Below are 24,718 nucleotides of genomic sequence, written 5' to 3'. Positions count from 1 at the left end.
AGAGAGACACGATGAAACCGCTGTTCGCCACCGCCGTCGCCCTGGGCCTCGGACTGTCCGCCAACCTCGCGCTCGCGCAGGCGACGACCTCGACGACGCCGGTCGGCGTCTGGAAGACCATCGACGACGACACCAAGCAGGAGCGCTCGACGGTGCGCATCAGCGAGGTCAACGGCGTGCTCTCCGGCAAGATCGAGAAGATCACCGATCCCGCCAAGCAGGACGCGAAGTGCGATGAATGCAGCGACGAGCGCAAGGGCCAGCCCATCATCGGCCTGACGATCCTGCGCGGCGTCAAGAAGAACGTCGGCGACGCCGCGCTCTGGGACGGCGGGGACATCCTCGACCCGGGCAACGGCAAGGTCTATCGCGTCCGCTTGCGTCCGGTCGACGGAGGCAAGAAGCTCGAGGTCCGCGGTTTCGTCGGCATGCCGATGCTCGGCCGCACGCAGACCTGGATCCGCGTCGAATAAACAACCACATTCCTACATCCTCGGGATGTTCATTGGAGAAACCATGAGTCGATTCCAAGTTCGCAAGGTTGCCGTGCTCGGCGCCGGCGTGATGGGCGCGCAGATCGCCGCCCATCTGGTCAACGTGAAGGTGCCGGTCGTCCTGTTCGACCTGCCCGCCAAGGAAGGCCCGAAGAACGGCATCGTGACCAAGGCGGTCGAGGGCCTGAAGAAGCTCAAGCCGGCGCCGCTGGGCGTGGCCGAGAACGCCGCACTGATCCAGCAGGCCAACTACGAGGAACACCTCGAGCTGCTCAAGGACTGCGATCTGATCATCGAGGCCATCGCCGAGCGCATGGACTGGAAGCTGGACCTGTACACGAAGATCGCGCCCTTCGTCGCGCCGCATGCGATCGTGGCGTCCAACACCTCGGGCCTGTCGATCACCAAGCTGTCGGAAGTGCTGCCCGAGTCGATCAAGCCGCGCTTCTGCGGCATCCACTTCTTCAACCCGCCGCGGTACATGTACCTCGTCGAGCTGATCAACACGCCGACCACCAACCCGGAAGTGATCGATCAACTCGAAAGCTTCGTGACTTCCGCCGTCGGCAAGGGCGTCGTGCGCGCCAACGACACGCCGAACTTCGTCGCCAACCGCGTCGGCATCGCCGGCATGATGGCCACGATGATCGAGGCCGAGAAGTTCGGCCTGTCCGTCGACGTCGTCGACGACCTGACCGGCAAGAAGCTGGGTCGCGCCTCGTCGGGCACCTTCCGCACGGCGGACGTGGTGGGCCTGGACACGATGGCGCACGTCGTCAAGACGATGCAGGACAACCTGAAGGACGATCCCTTCTATTCGACCTATGCCACGCCCAAGGTGCTGGCGGGCCTGATCGAGAAGGGCGCGCTGGGCCAGAAGGCCGGCGCGGGCTTCTACAAGAAGGTGGGCAAGGACATCCAGCGCCTGGACTTCGCCACCGGCGAGTACGTCGCCGGCGGCGGCAAGGCCGAAGAGATCGTCGCGCGCATGCTGAAGAAGCCGGCCGCCGACCGCATCAAGCTGCTGCGCGAATCGACCAACCCGCAGGCGCAGTTCCTGTGGTCCATCCTGCGCGACTCCTTCCAGTACGTGGCCGTGCACCTGGACACCGTCGCCGACACCGCGCGCGAGATCGACTTCGCCATGCGCTGGGGCTTCGGCTCGCAGCAGGGCCCGTTCGAGCTGTGGCAGGCCGCCGGCTGGAAGCAGGTCGCCGAGTGGGTCAAGGCCGACATCGACGCCGGCAAGACGCTGTCGAGCGCGCCGCTGCCCGCCTGGGTCTTCGAAGGCCCGGTCGCCGAGAACGGCGGCGTGCACTCGAAGGACGGCTCGTGGAGCGCCGCCGAAGGCAAGTTCAAGCCGCGCGCCAAGCTGCCGGTCTATGAGCGCCAGGCCTTCCCCGAAGCGCTGGTCGGCGAAGGCGCCGTCGAGCCGCTGAAGGCCGGCACCGAAGAGTTCAAGAACGAGGAAGTCCGCGTCTGGTCGCTGGACGGCGAAGTGCTGATCGCCTCGATCAACGCCAAGCTGCACCTGATCAGCCCGACGGTGACCGAAGGCCTGCTCAAGGCCGTCGAGATCGCCGAGGCCAAGTACAAGGGCCTGGTCATCTGGTCGCCGGACGACGTGTTCTCCGCCGGCGCCAACCTCGAAGCGCTGATGCCGGTCTTCATGACCAAGGGCGCCAAGGGCATCGCGCCGGAAGAGAAGAAGCTGCAGGACATGATGCTGCGCGTGCGTTACGCCAGCGTCCCGGTCATCGCCGCGATGCGCGGCCTGGCGCTGGGCGGCGGCTGCGAACTGGCGGTGCATTGCGCCCGCCGCGTCGCGCACATGGAGTCCTATGTCGGCCTGGTGGAAGTGGGCGTCGGCCTGATCCCGGGCGGCGGCGGCCTGACCTACATCGCGCGTCGCGCGGCGGAGATGGCCTCGGCCGGCAACGCCAACGCGGACATCTTCGCCTTCCTGAAGGACGGCTTCACCAACGCCGCGATGGCCAAGGTGGCGACCTCCGCGCTGGAAGCGCAGAAGCTGGGCTACCTGCTCGACAGCGACATCATCGTCCCCAACAAGGACGAGCTGCTGTTCGTCGCCACGGCGCAGGCCAAGGCGATGGCGGACTCCGGTTATCGCGCCCCGCTGAAGGCCAAGTTCCCGGTTGCTGGCCGTTCCGGCATCGCCACCGTGAAGGCCCAGCTGGCCAACATGCGTGACGGCGGCTTCATCAGCGCGCACGACTTCCACCTGGCCTCGCTGATCGCCGACGTCGTCTGCGGCGGCGAAGTCGAAGCGGGTTCGCTGGTGACCGAGGAATACCTGATGTCGCTGGAGCGCAAGCACTTCTGCAGCCTGCTCGAGCATCCCAAGACCCAGGAACGCATCATGGGCATGCTGCAGACCGGCAAGCCGGTCCGCAACTGATCCGAGCGGCACACAAGGAATCCATCATGAGCAAGCAAGTTCAAGACGCCTACATCTGCGCCGCCACCCGTCTGCCCATCGGCAAGTCGGGCCGGGGCTACTTCAAGAACACCCGTCCGGACGAGATGCTGTCGCGCGTCATCCAGGCCGCCATGGCCCAGGTGCCGGGCCTGGACCCGTCGGTGATCGAGGACGCCATCATCGGCTGCTCCTTCCCCGAGGGGGAGCAGGGCATGAACATCGCCCGCGTCGCGGCCGTGCTGTCGGGCCTGCCGAACACGGTGGGCGGCGTGACGGTGAACCGCTACTGCGCGTCGGGCATCACCGCCCTGGCGATGGCGGCGGACCGCATCCGCGTCGGCGAATCCGAAGTGATGATCGCCGGCGGCGTCGAGTCGATGTCCATGGTCCCGATGGGCGGCAACAAGCCCTCGTTCCCGCCCGCGATCTTCGAGCGCGACGAGAACATCGGCCTGGCCTACGGCATGGGTCTGACGGCCGAGAAGGTCGCCGACAAGTGGAAGGTCTCGCGCCAGGCGCAGGACGAGTTCTCGCTGGAATCGCACCGCCGCGCGCTGGCCGCGATCGAAGGCGGTTTCTTCAAGGACGAGATCACCCCGTTCGAGTTGAAGGACCGCCAACCGGACCTGAACGGTGACGGCGTCATCGTCAAGAGCCGCATCGTCGACACCGACGAAGGTCCGCGCAAGGACACGTCGATGGAGGGCCTGGCCAAGCTCAAGCCGGTGTTCGCCGCCAAGGGCAGCGTCACGGCCGGCAACAGCTCGCAGACCTCGGACGGCGCGGGCGCGCTGATCGTGGCGTCGGAAGCCGCGGTGAAGCGTTTCGGCCTGACGCCGCTGGCGCGATTCGTGTCCTTCGCCGTGCGCGGCGTGCCGCCCGAGATCATGGGCATCGGCCCGATCGAGGCGATTCCGGCCGCGTTGAAGCTGGCCGGCATCAAGGCCGAGGACCTGGGCTGGATCGAGCTGAACGAGGCCTTCGCCGCGCAGTCGCTGGCGGTGCTGAACGATCTGGACAGCAAGGGCATCGTGCTGGACCGATCCAAGGTGAACCCCAACGGCGGCGCGATCGCCCTGGGTCACCCGCTGGGCGCGACGGGCGCGATCCGTGCGGCGTCGGTGATCCACGGCCTGCGTCGCACCGGCGGCAAGTACGGCATGGTCACGATGTGCGTCGGCGCCGGTCAAGGCGCTGCCGGCATCATCGAGCGTCTGTAAACGCTGCGTCTGGCATTACTTCGCCGGCCGCTGGCCCTCACCCCCACCCTCTCCCGCAAGCGGGAGAGGGAGTCCGACTGGCTCCACTCGCAGCGTTGGCGCCTCTTTCTCCCTCTCCCGCTTGCGGGAGAGCTACCGTGTCAAACGAATGCAGCGGTAGACCTTGCTCCCTCTCCCGCTTGCGGGAGAGGGAAGGGGTGAGGGCCAGCGACGGTGGAAGTACAGAGGCCTTCTTGCTCCCTCTCCCGCTTGCGGGAGAGGGCAGGGGTGAGGGCCAGCGGCGGTGGAAGTACTGAAGCCTCTTGCATGGCTTGCCGGGGAGATCGCGATGATCAGTTTCCGAGCGGAAGACGGCTTCGAGCTGCGAGGCCATCTCTACGGCGACGCGGCGACCGCGAAAGCGGGATTGCTGATCGCTCCGGCGATGGGCGTCGAGCAGCGTTACTACGCGGCCTTCGCGCGCTGGATGGCGTCGCAGGGCTGGCTGGTGCTCAGCTTCGACTACCGCGGCATGGGCGCCTCGCGTCCCGACGCGATGAAGCGCTCCCTGCGAGGGCTCGAGGCCGACATCCACACCTGGGCCGAGCGCGACGCCGCCGCGGCCTTGTCGCACCTTGACCGCCTGCTCGGCGACCGCCGCGAGATCCACTGGCTGGGTCACAGCCTCGGCGGCCAGATCCTGGGCATGCTGCCCAATCGATCCCGCGTGTCGCGCGCCGTGACGGTGGGCTGCGGCAGCGGCTACTGGCGCGAGAACTCGATCGGCCTGCGCCGCTACGTCTGGTGGCTCTGGTACGTCGTCGTCCCGCTGGCGCTGCCGGCCTTCGGCTACTTCCCGGGCCGCAAGCTGCGCAAGGTCGGCGACCTGCCGCGCGGCGTGATGGCGCAATGGCGACGCTGGTGCCTGGACCGCGAGTACATGATGGGCGAGGGCGGCGACGCCCTGCGCGCGCAGTACGCATCGCTGTCGGTGCCCATGCTCTCGCTGGCCTTCACCGACGACGAGTTCATGTCCCGCCGCAACACCGAGTCCCTGCACGGCTTCTACGCCGGCGCGCGGCCGGAGATGCGCCGCATCGCTCCCAAGGACATCGGCGAGCGCCGCATCGGCCATTTCGGTTTCTTCCGCGATCGATTCGAGCGCAGCCTCTGGCCGCAGGTCAGCGCCTGGCTGGCATGATCGCGACATTCACCTGAACACCATCATCCGAACACCAGCCGTCGAGCAACGGCAGACCCAACGAGGAGAGTGCTCCATGAGCATCAAGACCGCCATCGTGAACGGCGTGCAGACCATCGAGATCGCACGGCCGGAAAAGAAGAATGCGCTGACCCGCGCGATGTACCAGGAGATGGCCGACGCGCTGGTGACGGCCAACGCCGACAACGCCGTGCGGGCGGTGCTGATCCAGGGCCAGCCGCAGATCTTCACGTCGGGCAACGACATCGAGGATTTCATGGGCAGCCCGCCGCGCGACGAAGACGCGCCGGTGTTCCAGTTCATGCGCGCGATGGTCGGCTGCGACAAGCCGATCGTGGCGGCGGTGAACGGCGCGGCGATCGGCATCGGCACGACGCTGCTGCTGCATTGCGACTTCGTCTACGTCGCCGACGACGCGCGCCTGGCGATGCCCTTCGTGAGCCTGGGCCTGGTGCCGGAGTTCGGCTCCAGCCTGCTGGTGCCGCGCCTGATGGGCCCGCGCCGCGCTGCGGAGAAGATCCTGCTGGGCGACCCGTTCACCGGCGAGCAGGCGGTGGAATGCGGCGTCGCCAACGCGGTGTTGCCGGCGTCGGAAGTGGTGGCGCATGCGCGCCGCATCGCCGAGCGTTTCAACAAGCTGCCGCCGAGCGCCGTGCGCGAGAGCAAGCAGCTGATGCGTCGCAGCTCGAAGGACGAGCTGCTCGCGACGATCCAGACCGAGGCCGAGATCTTCGGCGCGCGCCTGCGCAGCCCCGAGGCGATGGAAGCTTTCCAGGCTTTCTTCCAGAAGCGCCAGCCGGACTTCTCGAAGTTCTGATCCGGCGCGGCGATGCCGCAATGAATGAAAGGGCGCCGCGGGCGCCCTTTCTGCTTTCTGAGACGCCTGGTCGACCGACCGACGCCGTCCGAAAAAACACGATTGGCTGCGGAATGAACAACGCGCCCCTCAGGGCGCGTTGTCGTTCAGGGGCGTCGATCGCTCAAGCGGTCTCGGCCGGTCCGGCCACGCGCACCGGCAGGTCGTCCGGGTCGACGGTCTTGCCCGACAGCGCCAGGTCCAGCGCGTCGTGGTCCAGCGCGCGTTCCCACTTCGACACGACGATGGTCGCCACCGCGTTGCCGACGAAATTGGTCAGCGAGCGGCATTCCGACATGAAGCGGTCCACGCCCAGGATCAGCGCCATGCCGGCCACCGGCACCTCCGGCACCACCGACAGCGTCGCCGCCAGCGTGATGAAGCCCGCGCCCGTCACGCCCGCCGCGCCCTTGGAGCTCAGCATCGCCACCAGCAGCAGCGTGATCTGGTGGGTCAGCGTCAGCTCGGTGTTGGTCGCCTGCGCGATGAACAGCGCCGCCAGCGTCATGTAGATGTTGGTCCCGTCCAGGTTGAACGAGTAGCCCGTCGGCACGACCAGCCCCACCACCGTCTTCTTGCAGCCGGCCTTCTCCATCTTCTCCATCAGCGACGGCAGCGCCGACTCCGACGAGGAGGTGCCCAGCACCAGCAGCAGCTCCGCCTTCAGGTAGCGGATCAGCTTCAGGATCGAGAAGCCGCACAGCCGCGCCACGATGCCCAGGACCACCAGCACGAAGAACAGCGAGGTCAGGTAGAAGCTGCCCACCAGCATGCCCAGGTTGAGCAGCGAGGCCACGCCGTACTTGCCGATGGTGAAGGCCATCGCGCCGAACGCGCCGACCGGCGCCGCCTTCATCAGGATGTGCACCATCCGGAAGACGGGCGCGGTCAGCGACTCGAAGAAGGCCAGCACCGGCTTGCCGCGCTCGCCCGTCAGCGCCAGCGCGATGCCGAACAGCACCGCCACGAACAGCGTCTGCAGGATGTTGCCGTCCGCCAGCGCGCCGATCAGCGACTTCGGGATCACGTCCATCAGGAAGCTGACCAGGGTCAGGTCATGCGTCTTCTCGACGTAGCGGTGCACTTCCTTCTGGTCCAGGTCGGCCACGTTGACGTTCATGCCGGCGCCCGGCTGCACGACGTTGGCCACCACCAGGCCGACGATCAGCGCCAGCGTGGAGAAGAACAGGAAGTAGGCCATCGCCTTGCCGAACACGCGGCCGACCGCGCTCAGCTGCGTCATGCTGGCGATGCCGGTCACGATGGTCAGGAAGATGACCGGCGCGATGATCATCTTCACCAGCTTGATGAAGGCGTCGCCCAGCGGCTGGAACTTGACGGCCAGGGCCGGCTCGAAATATCCGAGCGTGATGCCGATGGCGATCGCGATCACGACCTGCAGGTAGAGATGGCGATACCACGGCACGGGCGAGGCCGGCGTGGCGGAAGCGGAGGGGGTCAGCATGGATACGGCTCCGGTTGCGGGTGGCCGCAGGCGCCGTCACCGGCGTGTCTGCGCACCCTGGCCGGGCAGTATCCCACCCGTGAACTTTTGCCGTTTGCGGGATCTACGTACAAACCCTGTCCCCGCGGGCGCCGCAGCGTCGCTTTGGGCGCCCTGCGGCGTTGCAACTCCTCGCCATAGCGCTGCTATGGCTCCGGGTTGCGCCTTGCCGGGCATCCCAAATCGACGCCGCGGCGCCCGCGGGGCAAGCGCGGAGGGGTCAGTCGGCCTGGCCGAAGACGCGCGACTTGCCGTCGCGATCGATGGCGACGTAGGTGAGGTTGGCTTCAGTGACCTTGACCACGTGCGGGTTGGCCGGGTTGCGCTCGGCGAAGACCTCGACGTGCACCGTGATCGAGGTGCGACCGATGCGCGTGACCTGCGCGTAGAAGCTCAGCAGGTCGCCCACCGACACCGGCTGCTTGAAGATGAACTGGTTCACCGCCACCGTCGCGATGCGGCCGCGCGAGATGCGCGCCGGCAGCACCGACCCGGCCAGATCGACCTGCGCCATGATCCAGCCGCCGAAGATGTCGCCGTTGCCGTTGGCGTCCGCCGGCATCGGCATCACGCGCATCACGAGCTCGCGCGGGCCGATGGTCTCGGGCGACAGCAGGGGCGCGCCCGACGGGTGCGCGGCGGGGCCGGCAGTGCTGCCGGGGGCATTCGGATCGGTGGAGTCGCTCATGATGGGCAAACGGTGACAATGAGCGGCATTGTCGTCCAGCATGTCCGCCCTCGCCAGGGCGGGTGCCCGACTCCACGGCAGGCCCACGCTCCCTCTCCATGCGCCGTTCCACACTCGCCGGCACCGCGCCGACTCCCGCTGCTCCTCCCACCGATGGCGCCGCCGCGTCCACTGCGTCCGCCGCGTCCACTGCGACCGCGGCCCCGCCCGAAGCGCGCGGCGACTGGCACACCATCGCTCGCCTGCTCCCGTACTTCTGGCGCTACCGCTGGCGCGTCGGCATCGCGCTGGCCTTCATGGTCGCGGCCAAGCTCGCCAACGTCGGCGTGCCGCTGCTGCTGAAGAAGCTGGTGGACAGCCTCGACCTCCCTGCCGGCAGCGCCCAGGCCATGATGGTCGTGCCGGCCGGCCTGCTGCTCGCCTACGGGATGCTGCGGCTGTGCACCTCCCTGTTCACCGAAGCCCGCGAGCTCATCTTCGCCAAGGCCACCGAGGGCGCCTCGCGCAGCATCTCGCTGCAGGTGTTCCGCCACCTGCACGACCTCAGCCTGCGCTTCCACCTCGAGCGCCAGACCGGCGGCATGACCCGCGACATCGAGCGCGGCACGCGCGCCGTGCACGCGCTGATCTCGTACTCGCTCTACAGCATCTTCCCGACGCTGGTCGAGGTCGTGCTGGTGCTCAGCCTGCTCGCGGTCAAGTTCGACGTGCTCTTCGCCTGGATCACCGGCGCGGCGCTGGTGTTCTACATCGGCTTCACGATCGTGGTCACCGAGTGGCGCACCAAGTACCGCAAGCTGCTCAACGAGCTGGACTCGCACGCGCACAGCAAGGCGATCGACTCGCTGCTGAACTACGAGACGGTGAAGTACTTCAACAACGAGGACTTCGAGGCCGCCCGCTACGACCAGAGCCTGGAGCGCCTGCGCCGCGCGCAGCTGAAGTCGCAGCGCACGCTGTCGCTGCTCAACAGCGGGCAGCAGGTGATCATCGCCGCCGCGCTGGTGGCCATGCTGTGGCGCGCGACGCAGGGCGTCGTCGACGGCCGCATGAGCCTGGGCGACCTGGTCATGATCAACGCCTTCATGATCCAGCTCTACATCCCGCTGAACTTCCTCGGCGTGATCTACCGCGAGATCAAGCAGAGCCTGACCGACCTGGACAAGATGTTCGGCCTGCTGGCCCGCGAGCGCGAGATCGCCGACGCGCCCGGCGCCCAGCCGCTGCGCGTGGACGGCGCGGCGGTGCGCTTCGACGACGTGCACTTCGCCTACGAGCCGCAGCGTCCCATCCTCAAGGGCGTGAGCCTGGAGATCCCGGCGGGGAAGAAGGTCGCCGTCGTCGGGCCGAGCGGCTCGGGCAAGAGCACGCTGGCCCGGCTGCTCTACCGCTTCTACGACGCGCAGTCGGGCCGCATCGCGATCGACGGGCAGTCCCTCGCCGACGTCACGCAGCACAGCGTGCGCCGTGCCATCGGCATCGTGCCGCAGGACACCGTGCTGTTCAACGACACCATCGCCTACAACATCGCCTACGGCCGGCCCGAGGCGACGACGGAAGAGATCGAGGCCGCCGCCCGGTCCGCCCACATCCACGATTTCATCCGTCATCTGCCGCAGGGCTACCAGACCATGGTCGGCGAACGCGGCCTGAAGCTGTCCGGCGGCGAGAAGCAGCGCGTCGCGATCGCGCGCACGCTGTTGAAGAACCCGCCGATCCTGATCTTCGACGAGGCGACCTCCGCACTGGACTCGCGCAACGAGCGCGCCATCCAGGCCGAGCTCGAGGCCGCCGCGCAGGACAAGACCGTGCTGGTCATCGCGCACCGGTTGTCCACCGTCGTCGACGCGCACGAGATCCTGGTGATGGAGCAGGGCCTCATCGTCGAGCGCGGCACGCACGCGGCGCTGCTCGCGCAACGGGGCCGCTACGCGCAGATGTGGGCGCTGCAGCAGGACGGCCACGATCGTCAGGACCAGGACCCTCAGCAGGGGCTTGAGCAGCCCCTCGCACCACACGGATAAACTCCCGCGCCGTGGAAACCAAATGGCTTGAAGACTTCGTGAGCCTGGCGGAGACGCGCAGCTTCTCCCGCTCGGCTCAGCTGCGGCATGTCACGCAGCCCGCGTTCTCGCGCCGCATCCAGGCGCTCGAGGCCTGGGCGGGCGTCGATCTGGTCGACCGATCCTCCTATCCGACGCGGCTGACCGCCGCCGGCGAGACGCTGCTCGGCCAGGCCGTGGACCTGCTCGGCAACCTGCAGGCCACGCGCAACATGCTGCGCAGCCACCAGTCGGCGGGGCAGGACATGATCGAGTTCGCCGTCCCGCACTCGCTGTCCTTCAGCTTCTTCCCGCACTGGCTGATGGAACTGCGCCAGCGATTCGGCGAGGTGAAGTGCCGGCTCAACGCGCTCAACGTCCACGACGCGACGCTGCAGCTCAGCGAAGGCAACTGCGACCTGCTGGTCGTCTACCACCACCCCAGCCAGCCGCTGCAGCTGGACCCGGAGCGTTACGAATCGGTCTCGCTCGGCCACGAGACGCTGGCCGCCTATGCGAAAGCTGACACAAGCGGCGCGCCGATGTTCCGGATTTCCGGACACCCGGGCCAGAAGATCCCCTTCCTCAGTTACGCCTCCGGGGCCTACCTCGGGCGATTGGTGGAACTGATCGTCAAGGGCGCGGCGCAGCCGCTCAACTTCGAATCGGTCTTCGAGACCGACATGGCCGAGAGCCTCAAGGCCATGGCCATCGAGGGCCACGGCCTGGCCTTCCTGCCGGCCAGTTCGGTGAAGAAGGAAGTGAAGGCGCGCCGCCTGGTGCGGGCCGCCGAGCCCGGCCAGTACGAGCTCAACATGGAGTTGCGCATGTACCGCGAGCGCCAGGGGTCGACGCGGCGGGTCAAGCCGGTCGCGCAGGCGCTGTGGAACTTCCTGACCGATGCGGAGAAGATCGGCGGCTGAGTCGATGCTGGAGTCGACGCCGGGGTCGATGCCTGAGTGCCTGACCTGAACCGGGCACGGAACCTGCATACGTAAGCCACGCTACAAGTCGAGATGCGTGATACTCCCTACCCAGCAAAGCGACCGCTCATGGTCTGCTCTGCCGGTTGGGGGGCTCACCGGACGAACCTCCCTCGAATCCGCTTTTTGAATCCGAACAAGCAGGAGCATCTATGAAGAAGGCATTGCTGGTACTGGCCCTTGGCGCGGCGTTGGTCGGCGTGGCGCAGGCCGACACGCTCAAGAAGATCAAGGACACAGGCAGCGTGACCATGGGCGTGCGCGAGTCCTCGGGCGCGCTGTCGTACACGCTCGGCGACGGCAAGTACGTGGGTTACCACGTCGAGGTCTGCCAGAAGGTGCTGGCCGACGTGCAGAAGCAGCTGGGCCTGGCCAAGCTGGACATCAAGTACCTGCCGGTGACCTCGCAGAACCGCGTGCCGCTGGTGCAGAACGGCACCGTGGACATCGAGTGCGGTTCCACCACCAACAACCTGACGCGCCAGAAGGACGTGGCCTTCGCCGTCACGACCTACGTCGAGGAAGTGCGCATCGCCGTGAAGGCCGATTCGGGCATCACCTCGATCGCCCAGCTGAACGGCAAGACCGTCGCGACGACCACCGGCACGACCTCGGTCCAGCTGCTGCGCAAGCACGAGCGCGCCAACGGCGTGGACTTCAAGGAAGTGCTGGGCAAGGACCACGCCGACAGCTTCCTGCTGCTGGAGTCGGGCCGTGCTGACGCCTTCGTGATGGACGGCCAGATCCTGGCCGGCAACATCGCCAAGTCGCGCAACCCGGCGGGCTTCAAGATCGTCGGCGAAGTGCTGTCGGTCGAGCCGATCGCCATCATGCTCCGCAAGGACGACCCGGCCTTCAAGAAGGCCGTGGACGACAGCATCAAGGGCCTGATGAAGTCGGGCGAGATCGCCAAGCTGTACGACAAGTGGTTCATCCAGCCGATCCCGCCGACCAACACCAAGGTCGGTCTGCCGGCGACGGCCGCGACCAAGGACGCGTGGGCGAATCCGAACGACAAGCCGGTCGAGGAATACCTCAAGAAGTGATGGTCCTTGCCTGAGCACAAGGCGCCCCACGGGGCGCCTTGTCGCAACAGGCCTTCGCAGTGATGGATGGAGCACGCCATGGCGAGCTGGGATTGGCAGTTGTACTGCACAGACATGGTGACCGAGGAGGTCGCGCCGAAGTGTTTCGGTGCTCCCGGTTATGAGACTTACCTGGACGCGATGATCCACGGCTGGGGCTGGACGATGTTCGTCTCGGTCGTGGGCCTGCTGGTCGCGCTGGTGGCCGGGTCGCTGATCGGGGTGCTGCGCACGGTGCCGAACAGGAAGCTGGCGCTGTTCGGCGAGTCCTGGACGGAGCTGTTCCGGAACATTCCGCTGATCGTGCAGCTGTTCATCTGGTACCACGTGGTGCCGCGGCTGTTCCCGGTGCTGGACCTGCCGCCCAGCGTGCTGGTGGTGATCGCGATCGGGCTGTTCACGTCAGCGCGGATCTCGGAGCAGGTCAAGGCCGGCATCCTGACGCTGCCCAAGGGCCAGCGCTACGCGGGCCAGGCGCTGGGGCTGACCCTGCCGCAGACCTACCGCCACGTGCTGCTGCCGATGGCGTTCCGCATCGTCATCCCGCCGCTGACCAGCGAGAGCATGAACATCGTCAAGAACTCGGCGGTGGCTTTCGCGGTGAGCATTCCCGACCTGGCGCAATTCGCGCTGCAGGCGTCGGAGCAGTCGAGCTTCGTGCAGATCTTCCTGCCCGTGACGATCCTGTACTTCGTCTCCGCCTACGCGATCAACCGCGTGGCCAAGGTCATCGAGTGGTACGTCCGCGTGCCCGGCATCCTGGGGGCGAAGTGACATGACGCAACTCGATTTCTCGTTCCTGACCTGGGATGTCCTGACGTCCTTCGTGGCCAAGGGGCTGTGGTTCTCGATCCAGCTGACGGTCTCGGCCATGATTGGCGGCATCGTGCTGGGCACGGTGCTGGCGCTGATGCGGCTGTCGGGCAAGTGGTGGCTGGAGAAGCCGGCGGCGATCTACGTCGACACGCTGCGCTCGATCCCGCTGGTGATGGTCATCCTGTGGTTCTTCCTGCTGATCCCGTACATCGCGGGACCGCTGGGGCCGGAGAAGACGGCGCTGATCACCTTCACGCTGTTCGAGGCCACCTATTACTCGGAGATCATGCGCGCGGGCATCCAGTCGGTGTCCAAGGGCCAGGTCTTCGCCGGGTACGCGATGGGCATGACCTACCGCCAGACCATGAGCCTGGTGGTGCTGCCGCAGGCCTTCCGCAACATGCTGCCGGTGCTGCTGACGCAGACCATCGTGCTGTTCCAGGACACGTCGCTCGTGTATGCGATCGGCGCCTACGACCTGCTGAAGGGCTTCGAGGTCGCCGGCAAGAACTTCGGTCGGCCGATGGAGACCTACCTCTTCGTCGCCGTCGTCTATTTCGCGATCTGCTTCAGCCTGTCCATGCTGGTCCGCCGGCTGCAGAAGAAGATCGCCATCATCCGCTGAGGTCCGCTCCATGATCGAAATCAAGAACGTCTCCAAGTGGTACGGCCCGTTCCAGGTGCTGACCGATTGCTCCACCAACATCCAGAAGGGGGAGGTGGTGGTGGTGTGCGGCCCGTCGGGGTCGGGCAAGTCCACGCTGATCAAGACCGTCAACGCGCTGGAGCCGATCCAGGCGGGCGACATCGTCGTCCACGGCACCAGCCTCACCAACCCCAAGACCAACCTGCCCAAGCTGCGTTCGCGCGTGGGCATGGTGTTCCAGCATTTCGAGCTGTTCCCGCACCTGTCGGTGACGGAGAACCTGACGCTGGCGCAGGTCAAGGTGCTGGGCCGCAACATGGCCGACGCCAAGACGCGCGGGCTGAAGATGCTGGAGCGCGTGGGCCTGATGGCGCACAAGGACAAGTTCCCGGGCCAGCTGTCGGGCGGCCAGCAGCAGCGCGTGGCGATCGCGCGGGCGCTGTCGATGGACCCGATCGTGATGCTGTTCGACGAGCCGACCTCGGCGCTGGATCCCGAGATGGTCGGCGAGGTGCTGGACGTGATGGTCCAGCTGGCCAACGAGGGCATGACGATGATGTGCGTGACGCACGAGATGGGTTTCGCCCGCAAGGTCAGCCACCGGGTCATCTTCATGGACGCCGGCAAGATCATCGAGGACTGCACCCGCGACGAGTTCTTCGGCGATCCGGACGCGCGCTCGCCGCGCGCCAAGGACTTCCTGGCGAAGATCCTGCAGCACTGATCCCGGACGCCGCTGGCGTCCCGCGTTCTGCCCGGAAGGCCCGCTCCGCAAGGTGCGGGCCTTCTGCTTTCCGGACGTCCGACGATTCGACCGAACTGTGCGGGGAGTCGCACGAGGCGCGATGGCATCGTGCGGGAATCCGCCCGGCAACACCTGGCACCAGCCAAGGAGTATCGTCACGTTGATGGTGTTGGCGGGGCTGCATTTGGGGCGGTGAGACAATCCCGCCCCATGAGCGAAACCCTTGTCCTGACCCGTCCCGACGACTGGCATGTGCACCTGCGCGACGGTGCCGCCCTGCAGAGCGTCGTCCCGTATACCGCGCGCCAGTTCGCGCGTGCGATCGCGATGCCCAACCTGAAGCCGCCGATCACGACGGCCGAACAGGCCCTCGCGTATCGCCAGCGCATCCTCGCCGCGGTGCCTGTCGGCGTGGACTTCGAGCCGCTGATGACGCTCTATCTGACCGACCGCACCACGCCCGAGGACATCGCCGCCGCCAAGGCCGCGGGTGTCGTCGCGCTCAAGCTCTATCCGGCCGGGGCCACGACCAACAGCGATGCCGGCGTCACCGACATCCGCAAGACCTACGCGACGCTGGCGGCCATGCAGAAGGCCGGCCTGCTGCTGCTGGTGCACGGCGAAGTGACCGATGGCGACGTCGATGTCTTCGATCGCGAGGCCTTCTTCATCGACCGCGTGATGCAGCCGCTGCGCAAGGACTTCCCCGAGCTGAAGGTCGTCTTCGAGCACATCACGACGAAGGAAGCCGCGCAGTATGTGACCGGCGCCGACCGCTTCACCGGCGCGACCGTCACGCCGCAGCATCTGCTCTACAACCGCAACGCGATCTTCATGGGCGGGCTGCGTCCGCACTACTACTGCCTGCCGGTGCTCAAGCGCGAAGAGCATCGCCTCGCGCTGATCCAGGCGGCCACGTCCGGCAGCGCCAAGTTCTTCCTCGGCACCGACAGCGCGCCGCATGCGTCGGTGATGAAGGAGAACTCGGTGTGCGGCGCCGGCTGCTTCACCGCGCTGTCTGCGATCGAGCTCTACGCCGAGGCCTTCGAGGCCGCGGGCGCACTCGACAAGCTCGAGGCTTTCGCGAGCTTCAACGGCGCCGACTTCTACGGCCTGCCGCGCAACACCACGCAGGTGACGCTGCGCAAGACCGAGTGGACGCTCCCCGACGCCGTCCCCTTCGGCGAGGCCGCGCAACTCAAGCCGCTGCGCGGCGGCGAAGTCATGAGCTGGAAGCTCGACTGATTGACGGAGTCCCCGGTCGCAGAACCGCGGAAGTACGGCAGTGGTTGGGGACGGCAGTGCGTGGGGTTTCGGAGCTTGACTCCGGGGCCCCACGCACTGGCGGCCAACGCACTGAACGAGTCAGGTAGGCGGTCCTACTTGAACTGATACGACGCCGACAAGTAGAAGAACCGTCCGCGAGGATCGGTGTAGCTCGGGTCGTATCCCGAGATGAAGAAGTAGGCCTGGTTCGAGAACGGCGGTGCCTTGTCGAACAGGTTCTTCACCCCGGCGCGGAGGGTGAGGGCGGAGGTGGCCTCCCATCCGCCTGCCAGGTCCCACAGCGAATACGCCTTCACCTTGTTCTTCGAGACGATGTTCCCGGCGTCGTTGTCGATGGCTGAGTTCTGATCGTCGTAGCCACTGTAGAAGCTGTTGGCGAGGTTCAGGCTCCACGGACCGCGCGACCAGTCGAGGTTCAGCCGATGGCGCCAGCGTTGCACGACGCCGTCGGTGACGAAGCGGCCAAGGTTGCTGATGAACGGATCGCCGTCGCCGGTCTGCTTCTTCGACGACAGCGTCAGCGTGCCCACCAGCTTGGCGCCGAAACGTCCCCAGTCCGTGGCGGGCGAGCGGAACTGCAGCGTCAGGTCCAGCCCCGAGGCCTTCTGCTTGCCGCGGTTTTCCTTGTGCAATTCGATGAAGCAGATCGACGAATCGTCGGGGTCGAAGTCGCAGCCGTCGACCGGCACCGCGTCGCTGTAGCGGTGGATGAGGGAGGCGTACTTGTCGGCGTTGGCGAGGATCACGTCCTCGCCGATCGTGCTGATCAGGTTGCGTTTCTCGATGTTCCAGTAGTCCAGGCCGACGCTCCAGTTCGGCGTCGGATCCGTCAGCAGGCCGATCGAGAACTGCCGCGACTTCTCCGGCTTCAGCTTCGGATTCGAATAGATGCGCGTTTCCCAGAAGTCCGAACAGGTGGTCAGGTCGTTGTTGTTCTCGCGCATGCAGACCGGGTCGGCCAGCACCGGCGTCGTGCTGGTCTTCACCGACCGGTAGAGGTCGTTCATCGACGGCGCGCGGAAGCCGGTGCCCGCCGAGGCGCGGAAGGTGAGGTCCTTCATCGGCGCGAAGCGCAGGCCGATCTTGGGATTCGTCGACCCGCCGATCTTCTGGTAATGGTCGTGACGCACGGCCAGTTGCAGCTCCCACTGCTGGGCGAAAGGGACCAGCAGCTCCCCGTACGCGGCCCAGATGTTGCGCCCGTTCTTGGTGAACTGCGCATCGCCTGGCGTCGGGTCGCCGAGGATGTCGTCCGACAGCAGCAGGTCGCTCGCCGACGACTCGGACTTCTCGCGCCGCGCTTCCGCGCCGACTGCGACCGCCATGTCCCCGCCGGCCAGGCGGCTCAGCGTGCGCGTGGCCTTGAAGTCCAGGCTGTCCATCGTGCCGCGCGCGCGGCGCACTTCCTGGTTGATGTTGTTGTCGCGCAGGAAGTCGAGGCCTGCCTGGCTGGACGGCCCGAACGGGTTGAGGATGCCGTCGGCGTACGCCTGCATCGTCGCGTTGTATGGCAGATAGCCGCGAACGTCGCGGTCCGAGATCCGGTTCACGCTGTGGTTGAGGCCCCAGTCGTAGTCCCACGCGCCGACCGTGCCGGTCATGCCCAGCACCACGCGGCTGCCGGTGCTGGTGAGTTCGCTGGCGCGCATGCCGGCTTCGAGCATGCGGGTGCGGACCTCGATCTCCGGATCCACGTCGGCCAGGCCGGTCGCGGCCAGCGCCGGGATCATGGACACGTCGAGCAGCGCGTTGATCCGGTTGCTGGTGCCGACGTACCAGCTCTTGCTGCGGGTGTACGAGGCTTCGACGAAGAGCTGGTGGTTGCCGCCCAGCGCCACCACGCCGCGGCCGAGGAAGCTGCCCTTCTCGGTCTTCGGATACAGCTCCAGGTCGCGCATGTAGTCGTACGAGCAGGCGTCGACGCCGCCGATGCCCGCCGGCAGATACAGCGTGTGCGGCGCCTGGCAGTTGGGGATGCTCAGGTTGATCGTGCGGTTCGTGATCGGCTTGCCGTTGAGCAGGAAACCCTGCTCCTGCAGGTAGTCGCGCTGGTCCGAACTCAAACGGATGTTGCCGGGGAAGGTCACGCCCGACAGCAGATGCGGCAGCCGCTCGGGGATGCGCAGGTCGGAGATGAAATCGCGCTGCGAGGTCCTCAGCGCGTCGGTCTTCTGGAAGTCCAGCACGCCCATCACGTTGAAGCCGTCGCGCGACAGGTCGCCGTGGCCGGCGGCGATCGACGCCGTGCGCTTGCCCGCGCCGCCTTCGCCCGTCTTGCCGCCGTAGACGTCGAGCTGCACGCCCTGGTAGTCCTTGCGGGTGATGAAGTTGACGACGCCGCCGATCGCGTCGGTCCCGTAGATCGCGGAGGCGCCGTCGAGCAGCACCTCGACGCGTTCGATCGCCGCAGCGGGGATGTTGTTCAGGTCGACGCCGTTGTCGTCACCCGGCGACGCGAAGTTGGCCATGCGCCGGCCGTTCAGCAGCACCAGCGTCGACGAGGTGCCCAGCCCGCGCAGGTTGGCCGAGTTCAGCCCCATCTGGTCGCGCACGCCGCCGGTGCCGATGCTGACGCCGTCCGTCAGCGCGTTGCTCATGGCCGAGACCGTCGCCATGATCTCGGCCGCCGTGGTGACGCCGGCCTTGACGATGTCGCTGCGGTTGATCACCTGCACGGGCAGCGCGCCTTCATCGGCGATGCGCTTGATCGCCGAGCCGGTGATCTCCACGCGCTGCAGTTTCTGTGCCGCCGGCGCGGAGGCGGCCGACTCCGGCGGTGCGACCTGGGCGTGCGCCGCGCCGCACAACGCGATCAGGGCCGCGGCCGCGCAGGCACGGGGGGCGAACGGCGGGCGAAGCGTGGCGCGTGTGGGACGGACGGTCATGAGGGGCTCCCGGAGGCCGATGGGGGGTGGTTCTGTCGGACCAGTCTAGGGAGCGGACCGTCACGGACAAGGGTGATGACCCGCGACAGTCGCGACGAAGCAACTGAGCTGTGACCAATGGTCACCCGTTGGCGGGCGGGCGAGGCTATGGTGATGCGCAAAGGCCGCCCCGCGCGGCGGGAGGCTCTGACGATGTTCGAACGCTGTGTCCTGTGGCGCGCCGCTGGTGCGCTGGTGTTGGCGTGTTCCGTGCTGCCGGCGTCCGCCGCTCCGCCGGCCACCTCCGCGCCGTCCCGGCCGGGGGCTGCCGCGAAACCGCCGGCCCCCGCAGCCCCCGCAGCCCCTGTTGCAGCCGCCGCGGCTCCCCCCGCTTCCGCGCCCCAGGCAACGCCTGCCCCTCTGTCGGATGTCCCCATTAAAGGCCACGCCATGGCCATCGGCGGCGCGCTGAAGGCCGACAACGACGAGGTCTGGAACCGGCTGATCGCGCTGGCGGGCGGGCGCGGCGCGCGCTTCGTCGTGTTCGGCACGGCGGCCGAGGATCCCGAAGCCAGCGCCAAGCAGGTCGTCGAGCAGCTGCAGCGCCGCGGCGCCTTCGCCGAGGCGCTGCCGGTCGCGCCGAAGTTCTCCTGGGTCGACCTCAGCAAGGTCGTGCGCGACGCCGCGCTGATCGCCAAGGTGCGCAACGCCAAGGGCATCTTCTTCACCGGCGGCTCGCAGGAGCGCATCGTCGACGTGCTCTACCCGGGCGGGCACTCCACGCCGATGCTCGACGCCATCTGGGAGGTCTACCGCAAGGGCGGCGTCGTGGCCGGCACCTCGGCCGGCGCGGCCGTGATGAGCACGGTGATGTTCCGCGACGCCCCCAGCGTCATCAGCATCCTCAAGGGCCAGTGGGAGGAGGGCAAGCAGATCGACCGCGGCCTGGGCTTCGTCGGTCCGGGGCTCTTCGTCGACCAGCATTTCCTCAAGCGCGGGCGCTTCGGCCGCATGGTGCCGCTGATGCTGGCCAAGGGCTACAAGCTCGGCCTCGGCGTGGACGAGAACTCCGCCGCCGTGATCCGCGGCGACGAGGTGGAGATCATCGGCCACAAGGGCGCGCTGCTGGTCGACCTGAGCGAGGCGTCCTCGGACCGCCAGCTCGGCGTCTTCAACCTGAAGAACGCCCGGCTGACCTACCTCGACCACGGCGACCGCATGAACCTGCGCACCCGGGGCGTCACGCCGTCGGCGGTGAAGCTGCGCGGCCAGAAGCTCGAGCCCGGCGCGCCCGACTACAAGCCCTACTACACGCTGCCGCAGTTCTACACGGACATGCTGGGCGACTCCACGATCTCCACGGCGATGTCCATCCTCATCGACAGCGTGCAGCCCGAGTTCCGCGGCCTGAGCTTCGAGGCCGCGCCCAAGGCGGGCGACACGCTCGCCGACCTGGGTTTCCTGTTCCGGCTCTACAAGGGGCCGGGCAGCATCGGCTGGAGCACCGACGAGCTCGGGCCCGAGGACTACACCGTGGTCAACCTCTATCTGGACGTGACGCCGGTGCGCATGCCCCTGCCCCTGTTCAGTCCCTGGTCCGGCGAATCCCGCCCGAAGAAGCCGGCCGTGGCCGAGGAACCGCCGGCGGGCGAGCGCCCACAGCAGTGAGGCGCCCGCGGACCGGGCCTCGGACGCCGCAGGGGAAGCGCCGCACCGGCGGTCGCCCGGGCGATCGGCAAGGCCGTCCGGCATCCCGATTGCTGGCGGCCTCTGCAAAGCCGCTAGCATGCGGCGTCCGCTCGCTCTTGCGCGTTCCCGCGCTTCCCCAGCGCATCCCCAGCTCTTCCCCAGCTGCTCTCCTGGAGTCTCCTGCGTTGTCGCGAAAACTTCTCACCCCAGGGCGTGCCGCCGTCGGGGCGGTCCTGTTGCTGCTGACCGCGGCGCTGGGCCTGCCCGTCGCGGCCCAGACACGCCCCACACCGGTTTCGCCGGTGTCGCCGGTTGCGCCGGTGTCACCGGCCGTGCCCCCCGGCGCTCCCGCGATTGCCGCCAGCCAGGCGATGCCCTCGGCGCCGGTCTCGGCCAGCGCCCGCCGGCTCTATGACCGCAGCCGCTCGCAGCTGCTGCAGGTCCGCACGCTCTACAACGGCAGCCAGGCCTCTGTGGGCTCGGGCTTCGTCGTCAGCGCCGAAGGCCACGTCATCACCAACTACCACGTCATCAGCCAGCACGCGCTGGAGCCGGAGCGCTACCAGCTCCAGTTCCAGACGCCCGAAGGCGACGGCGGCGACATCGAGCTGCTGGACTTCGACGCCCGCCGCGACCTCGCGCTGCTGCGCATCGTGGGCAAGGGCGGCGCGGGCAAGGTCGATGCGAAGGCCGATCCCAAGGTCGACGTCAAGGCCGACCCCAAGGCCGACCCCAAGGCCGATCCCAAAGCCGGCGCCAAGGCCGATCCCAAGGCCGGCGCCAAGCTCGATCCGGCGCTCGATCCGAAGGGCGTCATCGCCCGCATGACGGCCACGCCGCTGGTGTTCCGCAAGGCCGACCAGCCGCTCGCCAAGGGCGAGCGCATCTACTCGATGGGCAACCCGCACGACGTCGCGTTCGCCGTCGTCGAGGGCACCTACAACGGCCTGGTCGAGCGCAGCTTCGACCCATTGATCTACTACTCCGGCTCGATCAATCCCGGCATGAGCGGCGGCCCGGTGATCGACGAGGACGGCGAGATCGTCGGCATCAACGTGTCGACGATGATCTTCGCGCAGCAGATGAGCTTCCTCGTCCCGGCGGAGCACGCCGCCGCGCTGCTCGCGCGCAGCCGCAACGCCGCGCCGATGAAGGGCGCCGCGTGGCCCAGGCTGCGCCAGCAGTTGATGGCCTACCAGGACGAGCTCTCGCGCAACTTCCTGGCGCAGCCGTGGCGCACGCTCGCGCATCCCCGCTACCGCTTCCCGATCCCGCAGGAGGAGTACATGCGCTGCTGGGGCAGCGGCTCCTCCGCCGACGAGCAGGGCCTGCAGATGCAGCGCACGCAATGCCGGATGGAGCACGCGCTGTTCATCAGCGAGTCGCTGCAGACCGGCTACTTCGGCGTCACCGAGGAGGTCTACGACGGCAGCAGGTTGGGCGCGCTGCGCTTCGCCAACATCTACTCGGCCAGCTTCCGCAACGAACGCCTGGGTGGCCCCGACCGCGACCGCACCGCGCCGTACTGCAAGGAGGACTTCGTCCAGCAGAAGGACGGCCCGCCGCTGCGCGCCGTGGCCTGCCTGCGCGCCTACCGCAAGCTCGACGGGCTCTTCGACCTCACGGTGCTGGTCACCAACGTCGATGCCGCCACCGAAGGCGCGCTCGGCCGCTTCGACGCCCGCGGCGTCAGCTTCGCGAACGCCACCCGGCTGACGCGTCACTATCTCCAAGGATTCGCATGGACCACGCCGCGGTAATCGAGATCGTCGACCGGGACGGTCATTGCCGGGAGGTGCACAAGGTGCGCGCGTGGCCGCTGCGCATCGGACGCTCGCCGGACGCCGACCTCGTGCTGTCCGACCCGCACCTGGCCGGCACGCACGCGCTGCTGCACTGGGAGCGCGGCGAGCCGGCGGCCCGGCACCGCGACGAGGACCGGGACGAACCGGCGTCGTCCACCGCGGGCGGCCCGGTGCTGGAGCTGCTGCCGAGCCAGAACGGCGGTTGGCTCGACGGACGCCGCCTCGCGGCGGGCAGCCGCGCGGCGTGGCCGTCGTCGGCCCTGCTGCAGATCGGCAGCACGCGGCTGCGGCTGCGCACCGCCCTGGATCCCCTGCCGGCCGAGAAGCCGCTGAACCGCGCCGACGAACCCGTCAAGCGCGACGCGCGCCCGTCGTGGGCGCTGCCCGCGCTGCTGCTCGTCTGGGTGCTGATGCTGTGGGGCGGCGGCTGGGCGACGGACGACGGCTCCGCGACCTGGGTGACCACGGTCAGCGGGCTGTTGAAGCCCATCGCCGGCATCCTGATGTGGGCGGCGCTCTGGGCCTTGATCACGCAGCTGTTCAGACACTGGTTCGCCTTCGGCGCCCACCTGTGGCGGGCCTTGATCGCCGGCGTCGCGCTGGTGCTGCTGGGCCTGCTGCTGCCCCTGCTGGCCTATGCCTTCAATCTGCCGCGCCTGGCGGCCGTCGAGCAGGTGGCGATGTCGGTCGGCGGCGCGGCGCTGCTGTGGTGGCATGCCACGGTCGTGTGGCCGCGCGCCTCGCGCCGGGTGGCGGTCGGCATGGGCGCGATGTGTGTCGTCGGTCTGGTGCTGACGATCGGTGCGCGCACCGAGCAGCAGTACTGGCTGGGCCCCAGCTACATGGCCACGCTCGCGCCGCCGGCGCTGCGGGTCGCATCGCCCCAGCCGATCGACAGCTTCATCGACGGCATGGACAAGCTCGAGGTGCCGCTGCTCAAGCAGGCCGAGAAGCGCAACGAGCAGGCCGGGGGCAGCGGCGACAACGAGGAGTAAGCGCCGCGGGTGTCGCAGCGGGTGTCGCAGCGGGTGTCGCCGCGGGCGGCTCGGCGAGTGCTTGGCGGGTGCTCCGCCGAGGGCTCGGCCGAGGGTTCAGCCGAGCGCTCAGCCGGTGGTGGCGGCGACCGGCACCGCGCGTGGCGCGGTGCGCCGGCGCAGCCAGGCGACCACCGGCAGTTCGAGCATGTGCCCGATCAGCCAGCCGCCCACGACCGCCACGACGACGGCGATCGAGAAGGTCACCACTTCCGGCAGCGCGCGATACACGCCGGCCTTCGCCAGCAGGGCCAGCACGATGTTGATCAGCAGGCAGTGCGCCAGGTAGAGCGAATAGGACACTGCGCCGAGCCGCGACAGCGCGGCCGGCACCCGCACGGCCTGGCACCGTTCCATGGCCACGAGCGTGCCCAGCACCAGCGCCGAGGCCAGGCCCAGCGCGACGCGTCCGCCGAAGGCGTGGGCGCCCTGCGGCCCGAGCCGCTCGTAGAGCACCGCGGCGACGAAGATCGCGCCGACGAGGAGCCCTTGCCGGCGGACCAGCGGCAGCGCCGCGCGCCGGGCGAGCAGCCCGGTCGCGACACCCATGAGGAACTGCAGGCAGTGGGGATCGCCGAGCTTCCAGGGCAACTCGCCCGCCAACTCGCCCGGCAAGGCGCCGAAGGCCTGCGCCACGACGAGCGCCGCCCACAGGCCGTACAGCGCGAGACCGCCGCGCAGATGCAGCAGCAGCACGCAGAAGCTCAGGTAGAACAGCACCTCGTACTGCAACGACCAGGCGACGCCGACGTACTCCGGCTCCTTCGCGCCTATCCACAGCAGCAAGGTGCCGGGGATGTCGTCGCTGCCGAGTTCCGAGACCGGCGTGCGCCCGGCCAGCAGCCGCGACAGGATCGACGGTCCGGCGGTCATCGCCAGCACCAGCCAGTAGATCGGGAACACGCGCACGAAGCGCTTCCACAGATAGCCGGGCCAGCGTGCGGCGCCGCGGCCCAGTTCGGCGTGGTGGACGAAGGTGATGATGAAGCCGCTCAGGACGAAGAAGAAGTCGACGCCGACGTAGCCGAAGTCGAACAGGCCGCCGAGCGCGACATGGCCGGTGAACTGGGGCACGCGCATGAGGTGCGTCGCGTGCATGAGCACCACCGCCAGCGCGGCGAGCGCGCGCGCCGCCTCGATCGAGGCCAGCTTCGGCGCGTGGGAGGGGGCGGTCGGGGCCATGAGGCGGCGGCACGTCGGTGAGAGCCTGGACAGGCACGCACGGTACGGCGGCATCGCGCCTCGCGTTCACCCGGCGTCCCCCGGGACGGGGGAACCCCTGCAGGGGACAGCGTCGCCCTCAGTTGGCCTTCAGATGG

19 protein-coding genes are annotated in these 24,718 nt (G+C 68.1%); 15 read left to right on the top strand and 4 right to left on the bottom strand.

Annotation, left to right across the window (positions count from 1 at the left end; translation table 11 throughout):
- Positions 1–11 precede the first annotated feature (11 nt).
- The 5 genes from AC07O8_RS14580 (at position 12) to AC07O8_RS14560 (ending at position 6,172) form a co-directional block, all read left to right on the top strand.
- Positions 12–473 carry a DUF2147 domain-containing protein gene (locus AC07O8_RS14580; protein WP_495048715.1) on the top strand — a complete coding sequence of 154 codons (462 nt, stop codon included), beginning with the start codon at positions 12–14 and terminating at the stop codon, positions 471–473.
- Between the two features lie 43 nt (positions 474–516).
- Entirely contained in the window at positions 517–2,913 is a 2,397-nt protein-coding gene (locus tag AC07O8_RS14575) for a 3-hydroxyacyl-CoA dehydrogenase/enoyl-CoA hydratase family protein (protein ID WP_495048714.1), read from the top strand.
- Positions 2,914–2,939: 26 nt separating this feature from the next.
- Entirely contained in the window at positions 2,940–4,154 is a 1,215-nt protein-coding gene (locus AC07O8_RS14570) for an acetyl-CoA C-acyltransferase (RefSeq protein ID WP_088406167.1), read from the top strand.
- Positions 4,155–4,482: 328 nt separating this feature from the next.
- Positions 4,483–5,334: an alpha/beta hydrolase family protein gene (locus AC07O8_RS14565; protein ID WP_495048713.1), complete on the top strand. Its 852-nt coding sequence runs from the start codon at positions 4,483–4,485 to the stop codon at positions 5,332–5,334.
- Positions 5,335–5,410: 76 nt separating this feature from the next.
- Positions 5,411–6,172 carry an enoyl-CoA hydratase gene (locus AC07O8_RS14560; protein ID WP_495048712.1) on the top strand — a complete coding sequence of 254 codons (762 nt, stop codon included), beginning with the start codon at positions 5,411–5,413 and terminating at the stop codon, positions 6,170–6,172.
- 163 nt (positions 6,173–6,335) lie between these two features.
- On the opposite strand, the gene AC07O8_RS14555 is transcribed toward AC07O8_RS14560, so the two are convergent.
- Positions 6,336–7,676, bottom strand: coding sequence for a dicarboxylate/amino acid:cation symporter (locus AC07O8_RS14555; protein WP_495048711.1), 1,341 nt, complete (start codon positions 7,674–7,676; stop codon positions 6,336–6,338).
- 259 nt (positions 7,677–7,935) lie between these two features.
- Positions 7,936–8,403 carry an acyl-CoA thioesterase gene (locus AC07O8_RS14550; RefSeq protein ID WP_495048710.1) on the bottom strand — a complete coding sequence of 156 codons (468 nt, stop codon included), beginning with the start codon at positions 8,401–8,403 and terminating at the stop codon, positions 7,936–7,938.
- A gap of 98 nt (positions 8,404–8,501) precedes the next feature.
- On the opposite strand from AC07O8_RS14550, the gene AC07O8_RS14545 reads away from it, so the two are divergent.
- The 7 genes from AC07O8_RS14545 (at position 8,502) to pyrC (ending at position 15,965) form a co-directional block, all read left to right on the top strand.
- The gene (locus AC07O8_RS14545) at positions 8,502–10,427 is read left to right on the top strand and encodes an ABCB family ABC transporter ATP-binding protein/permease (protein WP_495048709.1); all 1,926 of its coding nucleotides are present in this window, start codon (positions 8,502–8,504) and stop codon (positions 10,425–10,427) included.
- An 11-nt stretch (positions 10,428–10,438) separates the two neighbouring features.
- Positions 10,439–11,368, top strand: a complete 930-nt coding sequence (locus AC07O8_RS14540; RefSeq protein WP_495048708.1) for a LysR substrate-binding domain-containing protein — start codon at positions 10,439–10,441, stop codon at positions 11,366–11,368.
- Positions 11,369–11,580: 212 nt separating this feature from the next.
- Positions 11,581–12,474 (top strand): amino acid ABC transporter substrate-binding protein, encoded by an 894-nt coding sequence (locus AC07O8_RS14535; RefSeq protein WP_297524534.1) that lies wholly within the window; start codon positions 11,581–11,583, stop codon positions 12,472–12,474.
- Between the two features lie 78 nt (positions 12,475–12,552).
- A complete protein-coding gene (locus tag AC07O8_RS14530; protein ID WP_297524532.1) occupies positions 12,553–13,287 on the top strand; it encodes an amino acid ABC transporter permease in 735 nt (244 codons plus the stop codon).
- A gap of 1 nt (position 13,288) precedes the next feature.
- Complete coding sequence (locus AC07O8_RS14525) at positions 13,289–13,954, top strand: amino acid ABC transporter permease (RefSeq protein ID WP_495048707.1); 666 nt, start codon at positions 13,289–13,291, stop codon at positions 13,952–13,954.
- A gap of 10 nt (positions 13,955–13,964) precedes the next feature.
- Positions 13,965–14,699 carry an amino acid ABC transporter ATP-binding protein gene (locus AC07O8_RS14520; protein WP_495048706.1) on the top strand — a complete coding sequence of 245 codons (735 nt, stop codon included), beginning with the start codon at positions 13,965–13,967 and terminating at the stop codon, positions 14,697–14,699.
- A 231-nt stretch (positions 14,700–14,930) separates the two neighbouring features.
- Positions 14,931–15,965, top strand: coding sequence for a dihydroorotase (gene pyrC, locus AC07O8_RS14515; RefSeq protein ID WP_495048705.1), 1,035 nt, complete (start codon positions 14,931–14,933; stop codon positions 15,963–15,965).
- Positions 15,966–16,099: 134 nt separating this feature from the next.
- Here pyrC and AC07O8_RS14510 read toward each other — a convergent pair whose 3' ends face one another.
- Positions 16,100–18,892: a TonB-dependent receptor gene (locus AC07O8_RS14510; protein WP_495048704.1), complete on the bottom strand. Its 2,793-nt coding sequence runs from the start codon at positions 18,890–18,892 to the stop codon at positions 16,100–16,102.
- 429 nt (positions 18,893–19,321) lie between these two features.
- On the opposite strand from AC07O8_RS14510, the gene AC07O8_RS14505 reads away from it, so the two are divergent.
- The 3 genes from AC07O8_RS14505 to AC07O8_RS14495 all read left to right on the top strand — a co-directional run bounded on the left by AC07O8_RS14505 (position 19,322) and on the right by AC07O8_RS14495 (position 23,360).
- Positions 19,322–20,539, top strand: a complete 1,218-nt coding sequence (locus AC07O8_RS14505) for a cyanophycinase (protein WP_495048703.1) — start codon at positions 19,322–19,324, stop codon at positions 20,537–20,539.
- Positions 20,540–20,745: 206 nt separating this feature from the next.
- On the top strand, positions 20,746–22,320 hold the full coding sequence (locus AC07O8_RS14500; RefSeq protein ID WP_495048702.1) for a S1 family peptidase: 1,575 nt from the start codon (positions 20,746–20,748) through the stop codon (positions 22,318–22,320).
- Positions 22,302–23,360: an FHA domain-containing protein gene (locus AC07O8_RS14495; RefSeq protein WP_495048701.1), complete on the top strand. Its 1,059-nt coding sequence runs from the start codon at positions 22,302–22,304 to the stop codon at positions 23,358–23,360. The genes AC07O8_RS14500 and AC07O8_RS14495 overlap by 19 nt, the downstream gene beginning before the upstream one ends.
- Positions 23,361–23,468: 108 nt before the next feature.
- On the opposite strand, the gene AC07O8_RS14490 is transcribed toward AC07O8_RS14495, so the two are convergent.
- A complete protein-coding gene (locus AC07O8_RS14490; protein ID WP_495048700.1) occupies positions 23,469–24,581 on the bottom strand; it encodes an acyltransferase family protein in 1,113 nt (370 codons plus the stop codon).
- Between the last annotated feature and the right edge of the window lie 137 nt (positions 24,582–24,718).

Source organism: Roseateles sp. GW821-FHT09G09, from assembly GCF_059415965.1.
Note: the sequence above shows the minus strand (reverse complement) of the source record. Positions and strands in the feature narration are given on the sequence as shown.